The sequence below is a fragment of the Streptomyces sp. NPDC046557 genome (genome assembly GCF_040645975.1).
Lineage (GTDB): Bacteria > Actinomycetota > Actinomycetes > Streptomycetales > Streptomycetaceae > Streptomyces.
Genome location: NZ_JBEYZH010000002.1, coordinates 133459 through 153088, shown reverse-complemented (window position 1 = coordinate 153088; position 19630 = coordinate 133459). Strand labels below are relative to the sequence as shown.

Below are 19630 nucleotides of genomic sequence, written 5' to 3'. Positions count from 1 at the left end.
CGTCGTCCAGCAGCACACTGCCGCTGCGGGTCTGGGAGTCGTACGTGTACGCGGTCGCCTGCATACCGGCACTGTATCGGGCCGTGTGCCGGCCCACCCCGAGGGCGAGGGCCGTCCGCAGATCGGCGCCCGTATCCACGTCCCGGCGGACGCTGTCGACGCCGGTCAGGGAGATTTCCACCGCCCCGGACGCCGAATGCCGGGCCCGCGACGGACCGCCGAACGACGGCGCCAATTCCACGTCCGGAGCAGCGGAAAGCAGGGTCGTCCCGATTCCCGCCGCATCCGCCAGAAAAGCCCGCGGAAATACCGAAGCGGTATCGAGCACGCGTAGCAATTCGGGTGGCCGCAGCGCGGGCAGGTCCGCGTTCAGCGCCGCCACCGCCGACCCGGGCCGGCGCGACCGTACGGCCCGCGCCCCGTGGGCCAGCGCCGCGTTGAGGCCGGCGCCCGGGACGTCCGGGACGATCCGCGCCCCGAGCCGCGCCAGTTCCGCGCCCGCCACCGCGTCGTCCGTGACGACCACCACATCCGCCACGACCGCGCAGGCCAGCGCCCCCGCCACGGTGTCCTGGGCGAAGGCCAGCGCGAGCCCCGGGCGCGAGCCGCCGACGGCCGCGGCGAGCCGGCTCTTGGCCAGCGCGAGCGGCTTCAGCGGCACCACCAAGCTCCAGACGGCGTTCGTCACGACCCCTTCCCTCCGGTGCGCCCCCGCACGCCTGTGGGCCGCCCTCAGTCACGGCCCGGTCGTCAGTCGGCCCATTGTCCCCTCCACCCGGACACGGGTGGACTCGGCGGCCCGACTGGGGCGTACGGTGTTCTCGACAGAGACCGGACCTGGGGCGAGACTTGTCCGGCCCACGAGGTGCCCAGTCCCCCAGCCACCGCTGGGCGGTACACCCGTGCCCCGGTCCTAGAGGAAGGTGTCCGAGTGTCCCGCCGCAGAATCGGCTTCTGGTACCGCCTGGCGGCGGTCATCGCGAAACCGCCGCTGGTAGTGCTGTTCAAGCGGGACTGGCGGGGAATGGAGCACATTCCGGCCGACGGCGGGTTTATCACCGCGGTCAATCACAACTCGTACCTGGACCCGCTGTCCTACGCGCACTTCCAGTACAACACCGGCCGGGTGCCGCGGCTGCTCGCGAAGGCCGGCCTCTTCAAGGTGCCTTTCGTCGGTACGATCCTGCGCGGTTCGGGACAGATCCCCGTCTACCGGGAGACCACCAACGCCCTGGACGCCTTCCGGGCGGCCGTCGCCGCCATCGAACGCGGGGAATGCGTGGCGTTTTACCCGGAGGGCACCCTCACCCGCGATCCCGGCATGTGGCCCATGGCCGGCAAGACCGGAGTGGCCAGGGTGGCACTCGTCACCAGGGCGCCCGTCATTCCGGTGGCCCAGTGGGGTGCGAACCTCGCGATGCCGCCCTACGCCAAGGAGAACAAGGTTCGCCTGTTCCCCCGCAAGACCCTCCAGGTACTCGCCGGACCGCCCGTGGACCTCTCCGAGTTCTACGAGCGGGAACCCACCCCCGAGGTGCTCAAGGGGGCCACCGAGACCATCATGGCGGCCGTCACCGGGCTGCTGGAGGAGTTGCGCGGCGAGAAGGCGCCCGAGCAGCCGTACGACCATCGCAAGGCCAGGGCGGAACAGCGGCGCAAGGCCGCGGGGGAGGGCAAGAAGTGACAGGTCCCGTGAAGGCAGCCGTCTACGGAACCGGCTCCTGGGGCACGGCGTTCGCCATGGTCCTCGCCGACGCCGGCTGCGAGGTGACCCTCTGGGGCCGCCGCAAGGAGCTGGCCGACGCCGTCAACACCGGCCGGACCAACCCGGACTACCTGCCCGGCGTCGAACTCCCCGCGAACATCCGGGCCACCACCGACGCGGCCGAAGCCGCGGCGGGCGCCGACTTCACGGTCATCGCCGTTCCGTCCCAGACCCTGCGCGGCAACCTGGCCGCGTGGACGCCGCTGCTGGCCCCCGACACCGTGCTCGTCTCCCTCATGAAGGGCATCGAACTCGGCACCGCCAAGCGGATGAGCGAGGTCATCGAAGAGGTGGCCGGCGTCCCGGCCGAGCGCGTCGCCGTCGTCACCGGCCCCAACCTGGCCCGTGAGATCGCCGCCCGACAGCCCGCCGCGTCCGTCGTCGCCTGCGTGGACGAAGGCGTCGCCCGGCGCCTCCAGGCCGCCTGCCACACCCCGTACTTCCGCCCGTACACCAACACCGACGTGGTGGGCTGCGAGCTCGGCGGCGCCGTCAAGAACGTCATCGGGCTCGCCGTCGGCATCGCGGACGGCATGGGCCTGGGCGACAACACCAAGGGCTCGCTCATCACCCGCGGCCTCGCCGAGACGACCCGCCTCGGCCTCGCCATGGGCGCCGACCCGCTCACCTTCTCGGGCCTCGCCGGGCTCGGCGACCTCGTCGCCACCTGCTCCTCGCCGCTCTCCCGAAACCACACCTTCGGAACCAACCTCGGCCGCGGGATGACCCTGGAGGAGACCATCGCGGTCACCAAGCAGACCGCGGAAGGGGTCAAGTCCTGCCAGTCCGTGGCGGATCTGGCCCACCGGCACGGAGTGGACATGCCGATCACCGAAACGGTCGTCGACATCGTCCACCACGGCAAGCCCACGCTGGTCGCATTGAAGGAACTCATGAGCCGCAGCGCCAAACCGGAACGCCGCTGAGTCCTTTCCGGACGTTCGAGCGGGTACTCTCGTGGCGATATGAGCAGCGAGAACCTTCCCCAGACCCCTGAGCAGCGGGGCCGCAAGCCCCGCGTGGCCGTCGTGTTCGGCGGTCGCAGCTCGGAACACGGCATCTCGGTCGTCACCGCGGGCGCCGTGCTGCGCTCCATCGACCGCTCCAAGTACGAGGTGCTGCCCATCGGCATCACCACGGACGGCCGGTGGGCGCTGACCGCCGACGAGCCCGCCCGGATGGCCATCGCCGACCGCAAGCTCCCGGACGTCGACGCGCTCGCCGACTCCGAGGAGGGCTCCGTCGTCCTCTCCGTCGACCCCGCCCACCGCGAGGTCGTCTACACCGAGCCGGGCGCCGTCCCCAAGGCCCTGGGCGAGGTCGACGTCGTCTTCCCCGTGCTGCACGGCCCGTACGGCGAGGACGGAACCCTCCAGGGGCTCCTTGAACTCGCCGGAGTCCCGTACGTCGGTTCCGGTGTCCTCTCCTCGGCCGTCGGCCAGGACAAGGACTACATGAAGCGGGTGTTCACCTCCTTCGGGCTGAACGTCGGCCCGTACGTGACCATCCGCCCCCGCGAGTGGTCAGACCCGGACGCCGCCCGCGGGAAGATCCTGGACTTCGCCGCCGAACACGGCTGGCCGCTGTTCGTCAAGCCAGCCCGGGCCGGCTCCTCCATCGGCATCACCAAGGTCGACGACGCCTCCGCCCTGGACGCAGCCGTCGTCGAGGCCCGGCGCCACGACCCGAAGATCATCGTGGAGGCGCTGCTGCGCGGCCGCGAGATCGAGTGCGGCGTGCTGGAATTCGAGGACGGGCCCCGCGCGAGCGCCCCGGCCGAGATCCCGCCGGTATCCAGCCACGACTTCTACGACTTCGAGGCGAAGTACATCGACTCCGCTTCCGGGATCGTGCCCGCCCCGCTCACCCCCGAGCAGACCGCCGAGGTACAGCGGCTCGCGATCGAGGCGTTCGAGGCCGCGTCCTGCGAGGGCCTGGTGCGTGCCGACTTCTTCCTCACCGAGGACGGCACCTTCGTCATCAACGAGATCAACACCATGCCGGGCTTCACCCCCATCTCCATGTACCCGCGCATGTGGCAGGAGTCGGGCGTCGAATACCCGGAGCTGGTCGACCTCCTGATCCAGGCGGCGCTGCGCCGGTCCACCGGACTGCGCTGAGCCCGCCGGGGCCGTACGCACGAAAGGACCGCCCGCCGGACATCCGGCGGGCGGTCCTCGTGGGAACGGGGAGCGGTGAGCGGGCGCCCCTCAGTAGGAGGAGATGCCCTCGGGAACGGTCTTGGCGACCGCCGCGGAGAGCCCGACCAGCATCTGCGCGTCGGTGGCGTGCTCCTTGTCCACCCGGACCTCGGTGTACGCCAGCCGCAGCCCGGTCGTGAACCGGTAACCGCCGCCCTCGCCGTCGGGCACCTTCTCCACCAACCAGCCCACCCCGTTGACCTCGACCCCGTCCTGCTTCGGATCGGCCATCTTCGGGGGCTTGGGGATACCGCACCGCAGTACGATCGCCGAGCCGCCCCACGCGGCGGTCAGCGGCGACTCGGGTGTGGTGCCGGTCCGCTCCAGGCCGGCCACCGTGTCCGGGAGCTCCTTGCGCAGTGCCGCACAGAGCCCCGCGACCTCGGCGGGCGGCGTGGGCGGTGGGTCCAGCCGGGCCCGGGAACCGTCCGTAGCGCAGCCCGCGAGGGCCAGCAGGGCGGTGCAGGCAGGCAGGGCCAGGAGACGCAGCGGCCGGTGGTGGACAGACATCACCGGCCAAGAGTAGACGGGGCTACAGATGGACCACCGGGCAGGTCAAGGTGCGGGTGATCCCCTCCACCTGCTGGACCTTGGCCACCACCATGCGGCCGAGATCGTCGACCGTGTCGGCCTGGGCGCGCACGATCACGTCGTACGGGCCCGTCACGTCCTCGGCTTGGATCACCCCCGGGATCTTGCCGATGGACTCGGCGACGAACGACGCCTTGCCCACCTCGGTCTGGATGAGGATGTACGCCTGTACCACGGAACCTCCAGGGCGGCCACGAGGATCATTTCCCCTAACCTTCGGGTGGGCCCCGGAATTGCGGGTGGGCCCGGGGACGAAGGGACGCCACGGTACCGCGTCGCCGAGCGCCGCGGGGAGACCCGCGAGCCCGGCACCACGCACCGCGGGGCGCACGGAGAGCAGAAGTTGACGTATCTGTTGACGGTACCCAGAGCTGTGACGGCTCGCGACCGCAAGCGGACTGGGCAAGAAGGGGCACAGCGATGAAGGGCACTGTGGGCGAGCTGGGGGAGTTCGGGCTCATTCGGGAGCTCACCTCACGGCTCACCACCACCCCGGCGGTCCGGCTCGGACCCGGGGACGACGCCGCGGTGGTCTCGGCCCCCGACCGGCGGGTCGTGGCGAGTACGGACATCCTGCTGGAGGGCCGGCACTTCCGGCGCGACTGGTCCACGGCCTACGACGTCGGCCGCAAGGCCGCCGCGCAGAACCTCGCCGACATCGCCGCCATGGGCGCGGTGCCGACCGCGCTCCTGCTCGGCCTCGTCGTACCGGCCGAACTGCCGGTGACCTGGCCCACCGAGCTGATGGACGGCATCCGCGACGAGTGCCAGGTCGCCGGCGCGGCCGTCGTCGGCGGTGACGTCGTACGCGGTGACACGATCACCGTGGCCATCACCGCCCTGGGCGACCTGCGCAACCACGAACCGGTGCTGCGCTCCGGCGCCCGCCCCGGCGACGTGGTGGCCGTCACCGGCTGGCTGGGCTGGTCCGCGGCGGGATTCGCCGTGCTCTCGCGCGGGTTCCGCTCCCCGCGGGCCTTCGTGGAGGCCCACCGCCGCCCCGAGCCGCCCTACCACGCGGGTCCCGCCGCCGCCGGACTCGGCGCCACCGCCATGACCGACGTCAGCGACGGCCTGATCGCCGACCTCGGCCACATCGCCGAGGCCAGCAAGGTACGGATCGACCTGCGCTCGGCGGCCGTCGACATCCCCAGCCAGATGTACGACATCGGCCAGGCCGTCGGCGTGGACCCGCTCCAGTGGGTGCTCACCGGCGGCGAGGACCACGCGATCGTGGCGACCTTCCCGCCCGACGTGAAGCTGCCCGCGCGCTGGAAGGTCATCGGCGAGGTGCAGAACCGCTCCGCGCTGCCCCAGGTGACCGTCGACGGCGCCCCCTGGACCAGCAGCGGCGGCTGGGACCACTTCGGCGCCGACCCGGCAGACGAGGAGCCCCCGCGGTGAACCGTCCGCCGCTGTGCCTGACCGTCGCCGGATCGGACTCCGGGGGCGGCGCCGGGATCCAGGCCGACCTCAAGACGATGCTGGCGCTCGGCGTGCACGGGATGAGCGTCGTCACCGCCGTGACCGCCCAGAACTCGCTCGGCGTGCGGGGAGTCTGGGAGCTGCCCGCCGAAGCCGTCCGCGCCCAGTACCGGGCCGTGGTGGACGACATCGGGGTGCAGGCGGTCAAGACCGGGATGCTGTCCTCGGCGGTCCTGGTGGAGACGGTGGCCGAACTCCTCGCCGGCACCGCGGCCCCGGCGGTCGTGGACCCCGTGGGCGTCTCCAAACACGGCGACGCGCTGCTGGCCGCCTCCGCGCTGGACGCCGTACGCGCGGAGCTGCTGCCCCGGGCCACGGTGGCGACACCGAACCTCGACGAGGTGGCGCAGCTCACCGGCGTCGTGGTCGAGAGCGAGGACGACATGCGGCGGGCCGCCGACGCCGTCCTCGGCTTCGGACCGCGCTGGGCCCTGATCAAGGGCGGCCACCTGGCGGCGCACGGTGACGAGGCCGTGGACCTGCTGACCGACGGCGCCGAGGAACACTGGCTGCGCGCGCCCCGGTACGACAACCGGCACACCCACGGCACCGGATGCACCCTGGCCAGTGCCGTCGCGGCGGGCCTCGCGCGGGGACTGGACGTACCCGGAGCCGTCACGGCGGCCAAGGAGTACGTCACCGGCGCCATCGCGGCCGGGTTCCCGCTCGGCGCCGGCATCGGACCCGTCGACCACGCCTGGCGGTGGCGGGCGTAGACCCCTCCCGGAACGGCGAACGGGGACGGGGCCGGTCACACGACCGGCCCCGCCCCCAGGGGCGCCGGCAGGCGCGGGGAAAGGCAAAAGGCCGGCCCACGAGGTGGACCGGCCTTCTTGGCAACCGGAAAGGGCTGCGCTACGACGACGGGAGGCGTCAGCGCGAGACCTTGCCGGCCTTGATGCACGAGGTGCAGGCGTTGAGGCGCTTCGGCGTCCCATTGACCACGGCACGGACGCGCTGGATGTTCGGGTTCCAGCGACGCGAGGTGCGGCGGTGCGAGTGGGAGATGTTGTTGCCGAAGCTCGGCCCCTTGGCGCAAACGTCGCAGTTGGCAGCCACAGGTCACTCCAAAGACTTCAGATGCACTTACAGTGAATCCGGCGCACCGGAATCAGAGATCCGAAGTGGTTTGCCGGGGGAAATGGCCCGACTTTCATCGGGCAACCGGAGCAGCATACAACGACTGCGCCCGTCCAAGAAAACTACCATGGGCCCCGCCGCCCCCGCCCCGGGCGCCCGGCCTTCGTTACCCTGCGGTGAACCCCGGCCCGCACAAGGAGGAACGCCCGGTGCCGCACGAGCCGCAGCCGCAGCCCGCCGACGAGCTCGACGCCGAAGCGGTGCGCACCTGGAGTTCGCTGGCCCTGGCCGCCCTGGACCGGGCCCGCGAGGACATCGACGCCATCAACGTCTACCCCGTCGCCGACGCCGACACCGGCACCAACCTCTACCTCACCGCCGAGTCCGCCGACCGCGAGCTGGCCGCGGCCTTCGAGGACGTGACGCGGGACACGCCCGCCCCCTCCCTCCCCGAAGCCGTACGGGCCTACGCGCACGGCGCGCTCATAGGTGCCCGGGGCAACTCCGGAACGATCCTCGCGCAACTGCTGCGCGGCGTGGCCGACGTACTCGGCACCGAACCCGGGGATCGGTCGCCGGGGCCCATGCTCGCGCAGGCCCTGACCCGGGCCGCGGAAGAGGCGTACCAGGCCGTCGCGCACCCGGTCGAGGGCACCATGCTCACCGTCGCCGGCGCGGCGGCCCGGGCGGCGGGGGCAGCGGCGGGGACCGCCGCCGACGTGGCCCGCGCCGCCTACGACGGGGCCCGCGCAGCCCTCGCCGAGACCCCGGGACAGCTGGCCGCGCTGGGCCGGGCCGGGGTGGTCGACGCCGGGGGTTGCGGGCTGGTCGCCGTACTCGGGGCGCTGTGGCAGGCGCTGTCGGGCCAGGAGCCCGCCGCGGAGCCGGTACGGGGCCGCGCCGTGCCCGTACCGCAGCCGCCACGGCCCTGCGACGCGCAGGACCGGGGCGGCCCCGCGTACGAGGTGATCTACCTGCTGGAGGCGTCCGAAGCCGCGGTGGCGACCCTGCGGGCCCGGCTCGACGGGCTCGGAGACTCGCTCGTGGTGGTCGGCGGCGACGGCCTCTGGAACGTCCACGTCCACGTCGACGACCCCGGGGCGGCCGTGGAGGCCGGAGTGGTCGCCGGACGTCCCTACCGCATCCGCATCACCCACTTCGGCGACGAGCGGCGCCGCGCGCGGGGCGAGCGCGCCCAGCGGGCCGTGGTCGCCGTCGTCCCCGGCGAGGGGCTGGCCGCCCTGTGCGGGGAGGCGGGCGCGACCACCGTCCTCGCCCGCCCCGGGGAGGCGCCGGCGGTCGCCGAACTGGCCGACGCGATCCGGCGCGCCCACGCCCGCGAGGTGGTCGTGCTGCCGGGCGGCACCGAGTGGCGCGCGGCGGCCGCCGAGGCCGCCGAAGCGGCACGCGGCGACGGCGTCCGGGTGGCCGTGATACCCACCCGCTCGGCGGTCCAGGGCCTGGCCGCCCTCGCCGTGCACGACCCGGACGCCACCTTCGACGAGGACGTCGTCGCCATGACCGCGGCCGCGGGCGCCACCCGCTACGGGGAACTGGCCGTCGCCGAACGGCAGTCCTTCACCTCCGCCGGCATCTGCCAGGCCGGGGACGTCCTCGGCCTCATCGACGGCGACATCGCCGTCATCGGTTCCGGGCTGCCGGAGACCGCGGAGGCCGTCCTGGCGCGGATGCTGGGCTCCGGCGGCGAACTCGTCACCCTCGTCCTCGGACCGGAGGTCCCCGACGCGCTCGCCGCGCGCCTGGAGGCGTACGTCCAGCAGGGGCACCTGGCCGTCGACACCGTCACCTACCGCGGCGGCCGGTACTCGGCGCCGCTGCTCATCGGGGTCGAATAACCGCGTTGTCGGCGCCATGGTGTGCAATGAACACGTGCCCGCGCTCGACGAAGACCTCAAGAAGACGCTCGGCCCCGCCACCGCCAAGGTGCTGGACGAGCAGCTCGGCCTGCACACGGCCCTGGACCTGCTCCACCACTACCCGCGGCGGTACGCGGAGCGCGGCGAACTGACGCCCCTCGCCGACCTCGCCGACCAGCTCGACGAGCACGTGACGGTCGTCGCCCAGGTCGCCGACGCCAGACTCCTCACCTACCAGGGCAGCCGCGGCGGCGGGAAGCGCCTCGAAGTCACCATCACCGACGGCAGCGGCCGGCTCCAGTTGGTCTTCTTCGGCTCGGGCGTCCACAAACCGCACAAGGACCTGCTGCCCGGCAGCCGCGCCATGTTCGCGGGCAAGGTCTCCAGGTTCAACCACAAGCTCCAGCTCGCCCACCCCGCCTACGAGCCGCTCGGCAAGGACGCGGAGGACGGCGGCGAGGCCGTGGCGGCCGCCTTCGCCAACCAACTCATCCCGATCTACCCGGCCTGCAAGCAACTGGAGTCCTGGAAGATCGCCAAGTGCGTGGACGCGATCCTGCCCGGTGTCCGCGAGACCCTGGACCCGCTCCCTCCCGCGCTGCGCGAGGGGCGGGGCCTGATCCCGCTCCCCGAAGCGCTGCTGAAAATCCACCGGCCGCGCACCAAGGCCGACATCGAGGACGCCCGCCGGCGCCTGAAGTGGGACGAGGCGTTCGTCCTCCAAGTCGCCCTCGCCCGCCGCCGGCACGCCGACTCCCAGCTCCCCGCCGTCCCCCGCCGCCCCGCCCCGGGCGGCCTGCTCGACGCCTTCGACGCCAAGCTGCCCTTCACCCTCACCGAGGGTCAGCAGACCGTCTCGAAGGAGATCTTCGACGACCTCGCCACCGACCACCCCATGCACCGTCTCCTCCAGGGCGAGGTGGGCTCCGGCAAGACGCTGGTCGCGCTGCGGGCCATGCTCGCCGTCGTGGACTGCGGCGGACAGGCGGCGATGCTCGCGCCCACCGAGGTGCTCGCCCAACAGCACCACCGCTCCGTCACCGAGATGATGGGCGAGCTCGCCGAGGGCGGGATGCTCGGCGGTTCCGACCGGGGAACCAAGGTCGTCCTGCTCACCGGTTCCATGGGGATGCCCGCGCGACGCCAGGCGCTGCTCGACCTCGTCACGGGCGAGGCCGGCATCGTCATCGGCACGCACGCCCTGATCGAGGACAAGGTCCGCTTCCACGACCTGGGCCTGGTCGTGGTCGACGAACAGCACCGCTTCGGCGTCGAACAGCGCGACGCGCTGCGGTCCAAGGGCAAGCAACCGCCCCACCTGCTGGTCATGACCGCCACCCCGATCCCGCGCACGGTCGCCATGACCGTCTTCGGCGACCTGGAGACCTCCGTCCTCGACCAGTTGCCCGCCGGACGTTCCCCGATCGCCACGCACGTGGTCCCCGCCAAGGACAAACCGCACTTCCTGGCCCGGGCCTGGGAGCGGGTCCGCGAGGAGGTCGAGAACGGCCACCAGGCGTATGTGGTCTGCCCGCGCATCGGTGATGGCGAGGATGATCCGAAGAAGAAGTCCGCCGAGGACGAGAGCGAGAAGCGGCCCCCGCTGGCCGTCCTGGAGATCGCCGGGCAACTGGTCGAGGGGCCGCTGGCCGGGCTGTCGGTCGAAGTGCTGCACGGCCGGATGGACCCCGCCGACAAGGACGACGTGATGCGCCGCTTCGCGGCGGGCGAGGTCAAGGTCCTCGTCGCCACCACCGTCATCGAGGTCGGAGTGAACGTCCCGAACTCCACCGCGATGGTGATCATGGACGCCGACCGGTTCGGCGTCTCCCAGCTCCACCAACTGCGCGGTCGTGTCGGCCGGGGCTCCGCACCCGGACTGTGTCTGCTCGTCAGCGAGATGCACGAGGCGAGCCCCGCCCGCGCCCGGCTCGCCGCCGTCGCCGCCACCCTCGACGGCTTCGAGCTGTCCCGGATCGACCTGGAGCAGCGCCGTGAGGGCGATGTCCTCGGCCAGGCCCAGTCGGGCGTGCGCTCCTCGCTGCGGATGCTCGCCGTCATCGACGACGAGGAGGTCATCGCCGAGGCCCGCGAGGAAGCCGGCCGCGTGGTCGCGGAAGACCCCGAACTGACCGCGCTGCCGGGCCTGCGGGACGCCCTCGACGCCCTGCTGGACACCGAGCGCGAGCAGTACCTGGAGAAGGGCTGACCGGTACGACATATCGTTGGAGCCCCCGCACACCCGCCCTCCCCACAGCGAAGGACCCAGATGACCCGCGTGATCGCCGGCAGCGCCGGCGGGCGACGGTTGGCCGTGCCGCCCGGCACCGGCACCCGCCCGACCTCGGACCGGATGCGCGAAGGGCTCTTCTCCACCTGGGAGTCCCTGCACGGCGTACAGGGATCCCGCGTGCTGGACCTCTACGCGGGCTCCGGCGCGGTCGGCCTGGAGGCGCTCTCGCGCGGCGCGGACCACGCGCTGCTCGTCGAACCCGACGCGAAGGCCGCCAAGGCGATCCGCGACAACATCAAGGCGGTCGGTCTGCCGGGCGCCGAATTCCGGGCCGGGAAGGCGGAGCAGATCGTCGCGGCGGCCGCCCACGGCGAGCCGTACGACATCGTGTTCCTCGACCCGCCGTACGCCGTCGGGCACGACGATCTTCAGGAGATCCTGCTCACACTCCGGTCCAACGGCTGGCTCACGGACGACGCACTGGTCACCGTGGAACGCAGCACCAGGAGCGGTGCCTTCCCCTGGCCCGACGGGTTCGAGCCGCTCCGGTCGCGGAAGTACGGCGAAGGCACCCTTTGGTACGGTCGCGCCGCCTTCACCAGCGAAGAATCATGAAGCCCGCACCGGAGAGCGAGGGACCTCACTTGCGCCGCGCCGTCTGTCCCGGGTCGTTCGACCCCATCACCAACGGACACCTCGACATCATCGGCCGGGCCTCCCGGCTCTACGACGTCGTCCATGTCGCCGTGATGATCAACCAGTCCAAGAAGGGACTGTTCACCGTGGAGGAGCGGATCGAGCTGATCCGCGAGGCGACGGCCGACTACGGGAACGTCCAGGTCGAGTCCTTCCACGGGCTGCTCGTCGACTTCTGCAAGCAGCGGGACATCCCGGCCATCGTCAAGGGCCTGCGCGCCGTCAGCGACTTCGACTACGAACTCCAGATGGCCCAGATGAACATGGGGCTGTCAGGCGTCGAAACGCTGTTCGTGCCGACCAACCCCACCTACAGCTTCCTGTCGTCCTCCCTGGTCAAGGAGGTCGCGGCCTGGGGCGGTGACGTCGCCCACCTGCTGCCCGCACACGTCCACGCGGCCCTCCTCGCCCGGCTCGCCGAACGCTGACCGTCCCGCCTTTCCCCGGCCGGTCCCGCGCGTCGGCCCAGCGGCCTTAAAGTCGTCCCGACCGACTCGGGAACCGCCCGAGGCCGAGAGAGTGCGAGCCCCCATGGACGTGCAGAAGAAGCTCGACGAGATCGTCGCGGCCGTCAGCGGCGCCCGGTCCATGCCCATGTCGGCCTCCTGCGTGATCAACCGCGCGGAGCTGCTCTCCGAACTGGAAGAGCTCCGCAAGGCGCTCCCCGGATCGCTCGCGCAGGCACAGGAGCTCATCGGCGGTCGGGACCAGATGGTCGAGGAGGCCCGCCGGGAGGCGGACCGCATCATCGAGTCCGCGCACGCCCAGCGGGGTTCCCTGGTCTCCGACACCGAGATCGCCCGGCGCGCGCAGGCGGAAGCCGACCGGATCCTGGCGGAGGCCCGCCGGGAGGCCGAGGAGATCCGGGCCGAGGCGGACGACTACGTCGACAGCAAGCTCGCGAACTTCGAGGTCGTGCTCAGCAAGACGATCGGCTCCGTGGACCGGGGCCGCGAGAAGCTGCTGGGGCGCGGTCCGGGACTGGACGAGCACGGGTACCCCGAAACGGACGCCCCCGAGCGCAGCGGAGACCCGCAGACCCAACGCGAGCAGGCGGACGCGTACGTGGACACCAAGCTGGCGACCTTCGAGGCGGTGCTCTCCAAGACCCTGGAGGCCGTCGGCCGGGGCCGCCAGAAGCTGCTGGGCCGGGTGCCCACGGACGACCTCGGCGCGCACATGGCCGCCCAGGACGCTGCGGGCCCCGCGCAGTCCCGCTCCGCGAGCGACGCGGACTTCCTGGCGGCCCTCGCCGAACCCGCGCCCGCGGCTGTCCCGGTGCCCGTCCCCGCCCAGGCCCGACAGGAACCGGTCTACGACGCGTACGGGTACGGGCAGCAGCCGCAGGCGCAGCAAGAGCCGCAGCACGACCCGTACCCCGGCTACCAGGACCCGTACGGCTACCAGCCGCAGGTCGGGCAGCCGGACCCGTACGGCATGCCCTACCAGCAGCAGCCGGACCCCTACGCGGCCTACCACCAGCCCCAGGCGCCCCAGCAGCCCGCGCTCGACGAGACCAGCTTCTTCGACACGAGCATGATCAACCTGGACCAGCTGCGGCAGTACGGTGAGGGACGCTAGGCCGGATTGGGCGCTGGGCGCGGCGCCGGGTATCCTGGCTGTTCGGTCGCGCGTATGCACCGCGATCCATGCTGCCCTTGAGCGGCTCAGCCTTTTGAGCGCAGCGAGTTCGATCTTCAGCGATCTGTGAAAGCGGGAACGACCCTGAGCACGCACCTCGACCACCGCAACCCCCTCGTGTTCGACACGCACGAGCTGGGTCGGCGTCCTGGTGCCATGCAGCGGCTGTCCCGCGAGGTCGCGGCGCCGGCGGACCTCGGTCTCGCCGACGTCATCGGAGTGCCGGAAGGCGCCCCGCTGAAGCTCAGCCTCCGTATGGAGTCGGTCATGGAAGGGGTGCTCGTCACAGGCACCGCTCGTGGCCGGGCCGTGGGGGAGTGCGTAAGGTGTCTGGAGTCCGTCGAGCGCGAGCTCAAGGCGGACTTCCAGGAGATGTTCTCGTACCCTGACGCCGACGACCGGAGCCGCTCCAAGGCGGAGCCGGCCGACGACGCCGAGGACGACGAGGACACGCTCCACCTTGAGGACGGCTTGTTCGACCTCGAACCCGTGCTGCGTGACGTGGTGGTGCTCGCACTGCCGCTGCAGCCGGTGTGCCGGGAGGACTGTCTCGGACTGTGCCCCGAATGCGGGCTCAATCTGAACGAGGACCCGGACCACCACCATGACGCCGTCGACATCCGTTGGGCGGCACTGCAGGAACTCGTCGTGACCGATCAGGACGACGAGAAGGACAACATGAGCGGCACTGCATCTGACGGAGTTCAGAGCGCCGCCGAGAAGCAGGAGAAGTAGCCGTGGCTGTTCCGAAGCGGAAGATGTCGCGCAGCAACACGCGCCACCGCCGGTCGCAGTGGAAGGCTGCGGTCCCCACCCTGGTTTCGTGCGAGCGTTGCCAGGAGCCGAAGCTCCAGCACATTGCGTGCCCGAGCTGCGGCACCTACAACAAGCGCCAGGTCCTCGAGGTCTGAGCGGCTGGTGAGAGGCGCAATGTCTGAGCTGTCCAACGCTGAGAAGCAGGCAGACAGTAACAACGCGGCCTCGTCCCACGTGCTTCTGGAAGGGCGGCTCGGGTACCAACTCGAGTCCGCCCTTCTGGTGCGTGCGCTGACCCACCGCTCGTACGCGTACGAGAACGGCGGTCTGCCCACCAACGAGCGCCTGGAGTTCCTCGGGGACTCCGTGCTCGGCCTGGTGGTCACGGACACGCTGTACACGACCCACCCCGACCTGCCCGAAGGCCAGCTGGCCAAACTGCGGGCCGCGGTGGTCAACTCGCGCGCACTGGCGGAGGTCGGGCGCGGCCTCGACCTCGGCTCCTTCATCCGGCTCGGCCGGGGCGAAGAGGGCACGGGTGGCCGGGACAAGGCATCCATCCTCGCCGACACCCTTGAAGCGGTGATCGGCGCGGTCTACCTCGACAAGGGTCTCGACGCGGCCTCGGAGCTGGTTCACCGGCTCTTCGACCCGCTCATCGAGAAGTCCTCCAACCTCGGGGCCGGCCTGGACTGGAAGACCAGTCTCCAGGAGCTCACGGCGGCCGAAGGTCTTGGTGTACCGGAATACCTGGTCACCGAGACCGGACCGGACCACGAGAAGACCTTCACAGCTGCCGCTCGCGTCGGTGGTGTCTCGTACGGCACCGGCACCGGCCGCAGCAAGAAGGAAGCGGAACAGCAGGCGGCGGAATCCGCGTGGCGCGGTATCCGTGCCGCGGCGGACGAGCGGATCGCGGCGGCAGCCGCGGCCGCAGCCGCACCGGCGGTGGTCCCGGCCTCGGCCGAGCCCGACGCCGAGGCCGTGGACGGCGGGGCGCCGACGCCCGCCGGTCCGGCGCCGAGCGCCTGACGCTTCCTTCCGGATCAGCACCGCCCGCCCCTGCCTGGCAGGGGCGGGCGTTCTGCTGCGCCAGGCCTCGGACGGCGACCCGGCGGACCGGGCCGGTACGCTCACGAGTGAGCACCGCAGAACCGAGACCGTCGGAGGAACCCGTGCCCGAGCTGCCCGAAGTCGAAGTCGTGCGACGGGGCTTGGAGCGCTGGGTGGCCGGGCGGACCGTCGGCGCCGTGGAGGTGCTGCACCCCCGGGCCGTACGCCGCCATATAGGCGGCGGTGCCGACTTCGTCGCGCGGTTGACCGGTCAGACCTTCGGGGTGCCGATGCGGCGCGGCAAGTACCTGTGGCTGCCGCTGGAGGGTCGGGACCTTTCGGTGCTGGGCCACCTCGGGATGAGCGGGCAGTTGCTGGTGCAGCCGAACGACGCGCCCGACGAGAAGCACCTGCGGATCAGGGTGCGCTTCACGGACGACGCCGGGACCGAGCTGCGCTTCGTCGACCAGCGCACCTTCGGCGGGCTCTCGCTGCACGAGACCGTCCCCGGCAGCCCCGAGGGACTGCCCGACGTCATCGCGCACATCGCGCGCGACCCGCTGGACCCCCTGTTCGACGAGCCCTCCTACCACTTGGCCCTGCGCGCCAAGCGGACCACCCTCAAGCGGGCGCTGCTGGACCAGTCGCTGATCAGCGGGGTCGGCAACATCTACGCGGACGAGGCGCTGTGGCGGGCGCGGCTGCACTACGAGCGCCCCACCGCCACGCTCACGCGCCCCCGGAGCACGGAACTCCTCACGCACGTGCGGGAGGTCATGAGCGCCGCCCTCGATGTCGGCGGGACCAGCTTCGACAGCCTCTACGTCAACGTGAACGGGGAGTCCGGCTACTTCGACCGGTCGCTCGACGCGTACGGACGCGAGGACGAGCCCTGCCGGCGCTGCGGCACACCGATGCGGCGCCGGCCGTGGATGAACCGGTCGAGCTACTTCTGCCCGCGCTGTCAGCGACCGCCGCGGCTGCCCTCGTAGGACCGTCGGGAGTCGTAGGACTGCCGGGAGGACAGCACCTCGGACATGCTGCCCTCCAGGAAGTGGATCAGCGACAGCAGGCGGTCGGCGACCTCCCGACCGAGGGGCGTCAGCTCGTAGTCCACGCGGGGCGGGTTGGTGGGCTGGGCGTCACGGGTGACGATGCCGTCCCGCTCCAGCGCGTGCAGGGTCTGCGAGAGCATCTTCTCGCTCACGCCGTCGACCCGGCGGCGCAGTTCGTTGAAGCGGCACGGGCCTTCGCGCAGCGCGCCCACGGTGAGGCTGCCCCAGCGGCCGGTGACGTGCTCCAGGGTCTCCCGCGAGGGGCAGGTGCGCGCGAACACGTCGAACGGCAGGTCCGTGTAGGTCGTCTCGGTAGAGAGGGGTTTCTCCATGCGGAAAGCGTACCCCTCCACAGCGCTCACCGGGGGCTTGCGCTTTCAAAAAGTTAGTGCTTCTCTGGGTTCGCCGCTTCGCCGCCGTCGCGAGGCGGGCACTGTCAGACCTTTGAGGAGAACCGCATGTCCGCCCTTGCCCACGCCCCCGTCGTCTCCATCGCCTACCACTCCGGATTCGGGCACACCGCGGTCCTCGCGCAGGCCGTCCGTGAGGGCGCCGCCGAGGTCGGAGCCACGGTCCACCTGATCAAGGTCGACGAGATCGACGACGCGCAGTGGGCGCTCCTCGACGCGTCCGACGCGATCGTCTTCGGCTCGCCGACCTACATGGGCACCGCCTCCGGCGCCTTCCACGCGTTCGCCGAGGCGACCTCGAAGCGCTGGTTCGGCGATGTCTGGCAGGACAAGGTCGCCGCCGGCTTCACGAACTCCGGCTCGAAGAGCGGCGACAAGTCCGGCACGCTGGGCTACTTCCAGACGCTCGCCGCGCAGCACGCCATGAGCTGGGTCAACCTCGGTCTCAAGCCGGGCTGGAACTCCAGCACCGCCTCGGAGTACGACCTCAACCGTCTGGGCTTCTTCGCGGGCGCGGCCGCCCAGACCCACACCGACCACGGTGTCGAGGACGTCCACAAGGCCGACATAGCCACCGCCGAGCACCTCGGCCGCCGCGTCGCGGAGCACACCCGTGTCATCGTGGCCGGTCGCGCCGCGCTGGCCGGCTGACGCGCTTCGCCCGGCGGCTGACCCGCGCCGGCTTGTGACCGCTTCGGTCAGAAGCCGAAGTCCTGGGTCCACCACGGGCCGCCGGCGGCGAGATAGACGCCGACGCCCAGGGTGCGGAACTCGCAGTTGAGGATGTTGGCCTTGTGACCCGGGCTGTCCATCCACGCCTTCATCACCGAGGCCGCGTCACCCTGGCCCCGGGCTATGTTCTCGCCGCCGAGGCCGGAGATGCCGGCGGCCTGGGCGCGGTCCCAGGGGGTGCGGCCGTCGGGGTCGGTGTGGTCGAAGAAGCCCCGGACCGCCATGTCCTTGCTGAACGCCGCCGCCAGGGAGGCGAGCGGCGGGTTGGCCCGGACCGGGCCGCATCCCGCCTGGGCGCGCTCCTGGTTCACCAGGGTGAGGACGGCCGCCTCCTCGGAGGAGTTGCCCGTCGCGGGGGTGGCGGGCAGGGGGGTGGCGGGCAGGGGGGCGGGGGGCTTGGGGGCCGCCGGCTTCGGGGGCTTCGGGGCGACCGTGGTCTTCACCGGCGCCGGGGCCTTCTTCGACGCGGCGGGGGTGGGTGTCGGGGACGGGGAGGCGGAGACGGAGGCGGAGGGCGAAGCGGAGGGGGAAGGTGAAGCGGAGGGGGTCGCGGAGGCGCTGCCGCTCTCCCCGGAGGAGGGGACGGCCCGGCCCGGGAGTCCGGTGAGGCCGCCCTGCTGCCGGAGGGAGCCGGCGCTGTCCGGGGTCGGCGAAGCCTTGGCCTCGGTCTTGGGGTCGGAGTCCGTGCCGACGTAGGGGAAGGAGTGCCCGACCGGTACCAGGCCGGTGGTGACCGCCGCCGTGCCGAGCGCCACGGCCACGGAGACGCCCAGCAGACCGTTGCGCACGGCGGTGCGGCGCTTGCCGCCGCGGGGCGGCGCGGCGTGGAGTCGGTGGCGTCCCATCCGGCTGGCCTTCCTTACAAGATCATCCCTAACTCACCCAAATGGGTGAGTTCATTGGTGCGCGACTGTACGCCATGGGCCCAGGGGGGTGATGTGTCTGGAAAGTGATCGTCCGGTTAGCGTTCACGCATGAATGAAGACGTCCGGCTGACCGCATGGGTGCGCGGCCGTGTGCAGGGAGTGGGCTTCCGCTGGTTCACCAGGGCCAATGCCCTGGAGATCGGAGGCCTGGTCGGCTTCGCGCTGAACCTGGACGACGGTCGAGTGCAGGTCGTGGCCGAGGGTCAACGTGAGAATTGCCACCGGCTGCTGGACTGGCTGCGCTCGGCCGACACGCCCGGGAGGGTGGACGGAGTGACAGAGATCTGGGGCACACCGCGCGGTGGCTACGACGGGTTCGCGATCCGGTGACGGATCGGCCGATCATGCGCTGATCCGATCCGCGGCCGGTCCCCACCCGCTCGGAACTGCGGATTTCTCGCTGCGGCATTGCCGCGCGCGCCGGAACGTGGAAGGCTCGGAGTCGAGGATGATCTCCGCCTCCGCCGCGAGGGCCGGGCCGCCCGCCGATACAGGGCGTGATCGTGTTGACCGTCAAACTTTTTGGTGAGACGCTGGAAGCCCCGCGCACCTGAGCTGTTTGGCAGCGCTGACAGTAGTAAGCGCAGTAACTGACAGTTGCTGCCGGACCGCCGCGGGTGCGATTCCCTCACGACCCACACCGCTTCGGTCGGTCACTCAGTGTGGAGGACCATCCATCATGGCAAAGGCGCTTCTCGGTTACGTCGGCGGTTCTGACCCGCGACTCCTCGCCGAGATGCGACGGCTTCAGCAGCGCGTCCAGGACCTCGAGTCCGAACTCGGACGAATTCAGTCCGAAAACGACGCACTGAACGCGGCCGCCGCTCAGCACGGAGACACGTTGCTGGACACCCTCGACGTATCCCAGGCGGAGCCTGCGCTCACCTGATCCGCGCTCTCGCGTCGACGCTAGACTCCAGCCAGCACGATCTGCAAGGGACGCTTCGGCGTCCCTTCTTCCTTTCCCGGCCCTCCCGGCGCCCCTGTCGCCCTCTCCCCGCCGCCCACCACCGCCGCCGTGGTTACGGATGTGCCGTCCGAGGGAATTGGGCCAGGTGGGGGCTGTTTCCTTCAACGTCTGATCTGCCCGCGACCTTCGAGGGCGAAACCGAACGTGAAAGGTAGAGTC

General features: G+C 71.5%; 22 protein-coding genes and 1 pseudogene. 17 read left to right on the top strand and 6 right to left on the bottom strand.

The window, feature by feature from the left end; genetic code table 11:
* Positions 1-67: 67 nt before the first annotated feature.
* Positions 68-688, bottom strand: a pseudogene (gene cofC, locus ABZ934_RS05925) (2-phospho-L-lactate guanylyltransferase); the annotation flags it as partial.
* Between the two features lie 243 nt (positions 689-931).
* Between cofC and ABZ934_RS05920 the strand changes: the two are divergent.
* The 3 genes from ABZ934_RS05920 to ABZ934_RS05910 are packed head-to-tail and all read left to right on the top strand — an operon-like array spanning position 932 to position 3885.
* Positions 932-1684 carry a lysophospholipid acyltransferase family protein gene (locus ABZ934_RS05920; RefSeq protein ID WP_361308980.1) on the top strand — a complete coding sequence of 251 codons (753 nt, stop codon included), beginning with the start codon at positions 932-934 and terminating at the stop codon, positions 1682-1684.
* Entirely contained in the window at positions 1681-2691 is a 1011-nt protein-coding gene (locus tag ABZ934_RS05915) for an NAD(P)H-dependent glycerol-3-phosphate dehydrogenase (RefSeq protein WP_361308978.1), read from the top strand. The genes ABZ934_RS05920 and ABZ934_RS05915 overlap by 4 nt, the downstream gene beginning before the upstream one ends.
* Positions 2692-2730: 39 nt before the next feature.
* Positions 2731-3885: a D-alanine--D-alanine ligase family protein gene (locus ABZ934_RS05910; RefSeq protein ID WP_361308976.1), complete on the top strand. Its 1155-nt coding sequence runs from the start codon at positions 2731-2733 to the stop codon at positions 3883-3885.
* Positions 3886-3975: 90 nt separating this feature from the next.
* On the opposite strand, the gene ABZ934_RS05905 is transcribed toward ABZ934_RS05910, so the two are convergent.
* Positions 3976-4476, bottom strand: coding sequence for a DUF3515 domain-containing protein (locus ABZ934_RS05905; RefSeq protein ID WP_361310239.1), 501 nt, complete (start codon positions 4474-4476; stop codon positions 3976-3978).
* Between the two features lie 22 nt (positions 4477-4498).
* Positions 4499-4732, bottom strand: coding sequence for an Lrp/AsnC ligand binding domain-containing protein (locus ABZ934_RS05900; protein ID WP_136213327.1), 234 nt, complete (start codon positions 4730-4732; stop codon positions 4499-4501).
* Between the two features lie 245 nt (positions 4733-4977).
* Between ABZ934_RS05900 and ABZ934_RS05895 the strand changes: the two genes are divergently transcribed.
* Both ABZ934_RS05895 and thiD read left to right on the top strand, forming a co-directional pair.
* Positions 4978-5961, top strand: a complete 984-nt coding sequence (locus ABZ934_RS05895) for a thiamine-phosphate kinase (protein WP_361308975.1) — start codon at positions 4978-4980, stop codon at positions 5959-5961.
* Positions 5958-6758, top strand: coding sequence for a bifunctional hydroxymethylpyrimidine kinase/phosphomethylpyrimidine kinase (gene thiD, locus ABZ934_RS05890; RefSeq protein WP_361308972.1), 801 nt, complete (start codon positions 5958-5960; stop codon positions 6756-6758). The genes ABZ934_RS05895 and thiD overlap by 4 nt, the downstream gene beginning before the upstream one ends.
* 157 nt (positions 6759-6915) lie before the next feature.
* Here the strand turns inward: thiD and rpmB are convergent, their stop codons facing one another.
* The gene (gene rpmB / locus ABZ934_RS05885) at positions 6916-7101 is read right to left on the bottom strand and encodes a 50S ribosomal protein L28 (protein WP_007266795.1); all 186 of its coding nucleotides are present in this window, start codon (positions 7099-7101) and stop codon (positions 6916-6918) included.
* Between the two features lie 230 nt (positions 7102-7331).
* Between rpmB and ABZ934_RS05880 the strand changes: the two genes are divergently transcribed.
* The 9 genes from ABZ934_RS05880 to mutM all read left to right on the top strand — a co-directional run bounded on the left by ABZ934_RS05880 (position 7332) and on the right by mutM (position 16370).
* Positions 7332-8978: a DAK2 domain-containing protein gene (locus ABZ934_RS05880; RefSeq protein WP_361308969.1), complete on the top strand. Its 1647-nt coding sequence runs from the start codon at positions 7332-7334 to the stop codon at positions 8976-8978.
* A gap of 16 nt (positions 8979-8994) precedes the next feature.
* Positions 8995-11208 carry an ATP-dependent DNA helicase RecG gene (gene recG, locus ABZ934_RS05875; protein WP_361308967.1) on the top strand — a complete coding sequence of 738 codons (2214 nt, stop codon included), beginning with the start codon at positions 8995-8997 and terminating at the stop codon, positions 11206-11208.
* Positions 11209-11268: 60 nt separating this feature from the next.
* Positions 11269-11847 (top strand): 16S rRNA (guanine(966)-N(2))-methyltransferase RsmD, encoded by a 579-nt coding sequence (gene rsmD / locus ABZ934_RS05870; RefSeq protein WP_361308965.1) that lies wholly within the window; start codon positions 11269-11271, stop codon positions 11845-11847.
* 29 nt (positions 11848-11876) lie between these two features.
* Complete coding sequence (coaD, locus tag ABZ934_RS05865) at positions 11877-12356, top strand: pantetheine-phosphate adenylyltransferase (RefSeq protein ID WP_190186917.1); 480 nt, start codon at positions 11877-11879, stop codon at positions 12354-12356.
* A 103-nt stretch (positions 12357-12459) separates the two neighbouring features.
* A complete protein-coding gene (locus tag ABZ934_RS05860; protein WP_361308963.1) occupies positions 12460-13509 on the top strand; it encodes a cell division initiation protein in 1050 nt (349 codons plus the stop codon).
* A gap of 144 nt (positions 13510-13653) precedes the next feature.
* Complete coding sequence (locus tag ABZ934_RS05855) at positions 13654-14304, top strand: DUF177 domain-containing protein (RefSeq protein WP_361310236.1); 651 nt, start codon at positions 13654-13656, stop codon at positions 14302-14304.
* 2 nt (positions 14305-14306) lie between these two features.
* Entirely contained in the window at positions 14307-14480 is a 174-nt protein-coding gene (rpmF, locus tag ABZ934_RS05850; RefSeq protein WP_003965982.1) for a 50S ribosomal protein L32, read from the top strand.
* A 19-nt stretch (positions 14481-14499) separates the two neighbouring features.
* The gene (rnc, locus tag ABZ934_RS05845) at positions 14500-15357 is read left to right on the top strand and encodes a ribonuclease III (protein WP_361308961.1); all 858 of its coding nucleotides are present in this window, start codon (positions 14500-14502) and stop codon (positions 15355-15357) included.
* A gap of 143 nt (positions 15358-15500) precedes the next feature.
* Positions 15501-16370, top strand: a complete 870-nt coding sequence (gene mutM, locus ABZ934_RS05840) for a bifunctional DNA-formamidopyrimidine glycosylase/DNA-(apurinic or apyrimidinic site) lyase (protein WP_361308959.1) — start codon at positions 15501-15503, stop codon at positions 16368-16370.
* Here mutM and ABZ934_RS05835 read toward each other — a convergent pair.
* A complete protein-coding gene (locus ABZ934_RS05835; protein ID WP_361308956.1) occupies positions 16343-16765 on the bottom strand; it encodes a helix-turn-helix domain-containing protein in 423 nt (140 codons plus the stop codon). The two genes, mutM and ABZ934_RS05835, sit on opposite strands and share 28 nt — an antisense overlap.
* Before the next feature lie 126 nt (positions 16766-16891).
* Between ABZ934_RS05835 and ABZ934_RS05830 the strand changes: the two genes are divergently transcribed.
* Positions 16892-17494, top strand: coding sequence for a flavodoxin family protein (locus ABZ934_RS05830; RefSeq protein ID WP_361308955.1), 603 nt, complete (start codon positions 16892-16894; stop codon positions 17492-17494).
* 47 nt (positions 17495-17541) lie between these two features.
* On the opposite strand, the gene ABZ934_RS05825 is transcribed toward ABZ934_RS05830, so the two are convergent.
* Positions 17542-18420 carry a CAP domain-containing protein gene (locus ABZ934_RS05825; RefSeq protein ID WP_361308952.1) on the bottom strand — a complete coding sequence of 293 codons (879 nt, stop codon included), beginning with the start codon at positions 18418-18420 and terminating at the stop codon, positions 17542-17544.
* 129 nt (positions 18421-18549) lie between these two features.
* On the opposite strand from ABZ934_RS05825, the gene ABZ934_RS05820 reads away from it, so the two are divergent.
* Together ABZ934_RS05820 and ABZ934_RS05815 are read left to right on the top strand one after the other, a co-directional pair.
* A complete protein-coding gene (locus ABZ934_RS05820) occupies positions 18550-18831 on the top strand; it encodes an acylphosphatase (protein WP_361308950.1) in 282 nt (93 codons plus the stop codon).
* Positions 18832-19180: 349 nt separating this feature from the next.
* Positions 19181-19390, top strand: a complete 210-nt coding sequence (locus ABZ934_RS05815) for a hypothetical protein (protein ID WP_136213338.1) — start codon at positions 19181-19183, stop codon at positions 19388-19390.
* Positions 19391-19630 lie beyond the last annotated feature (240 nt).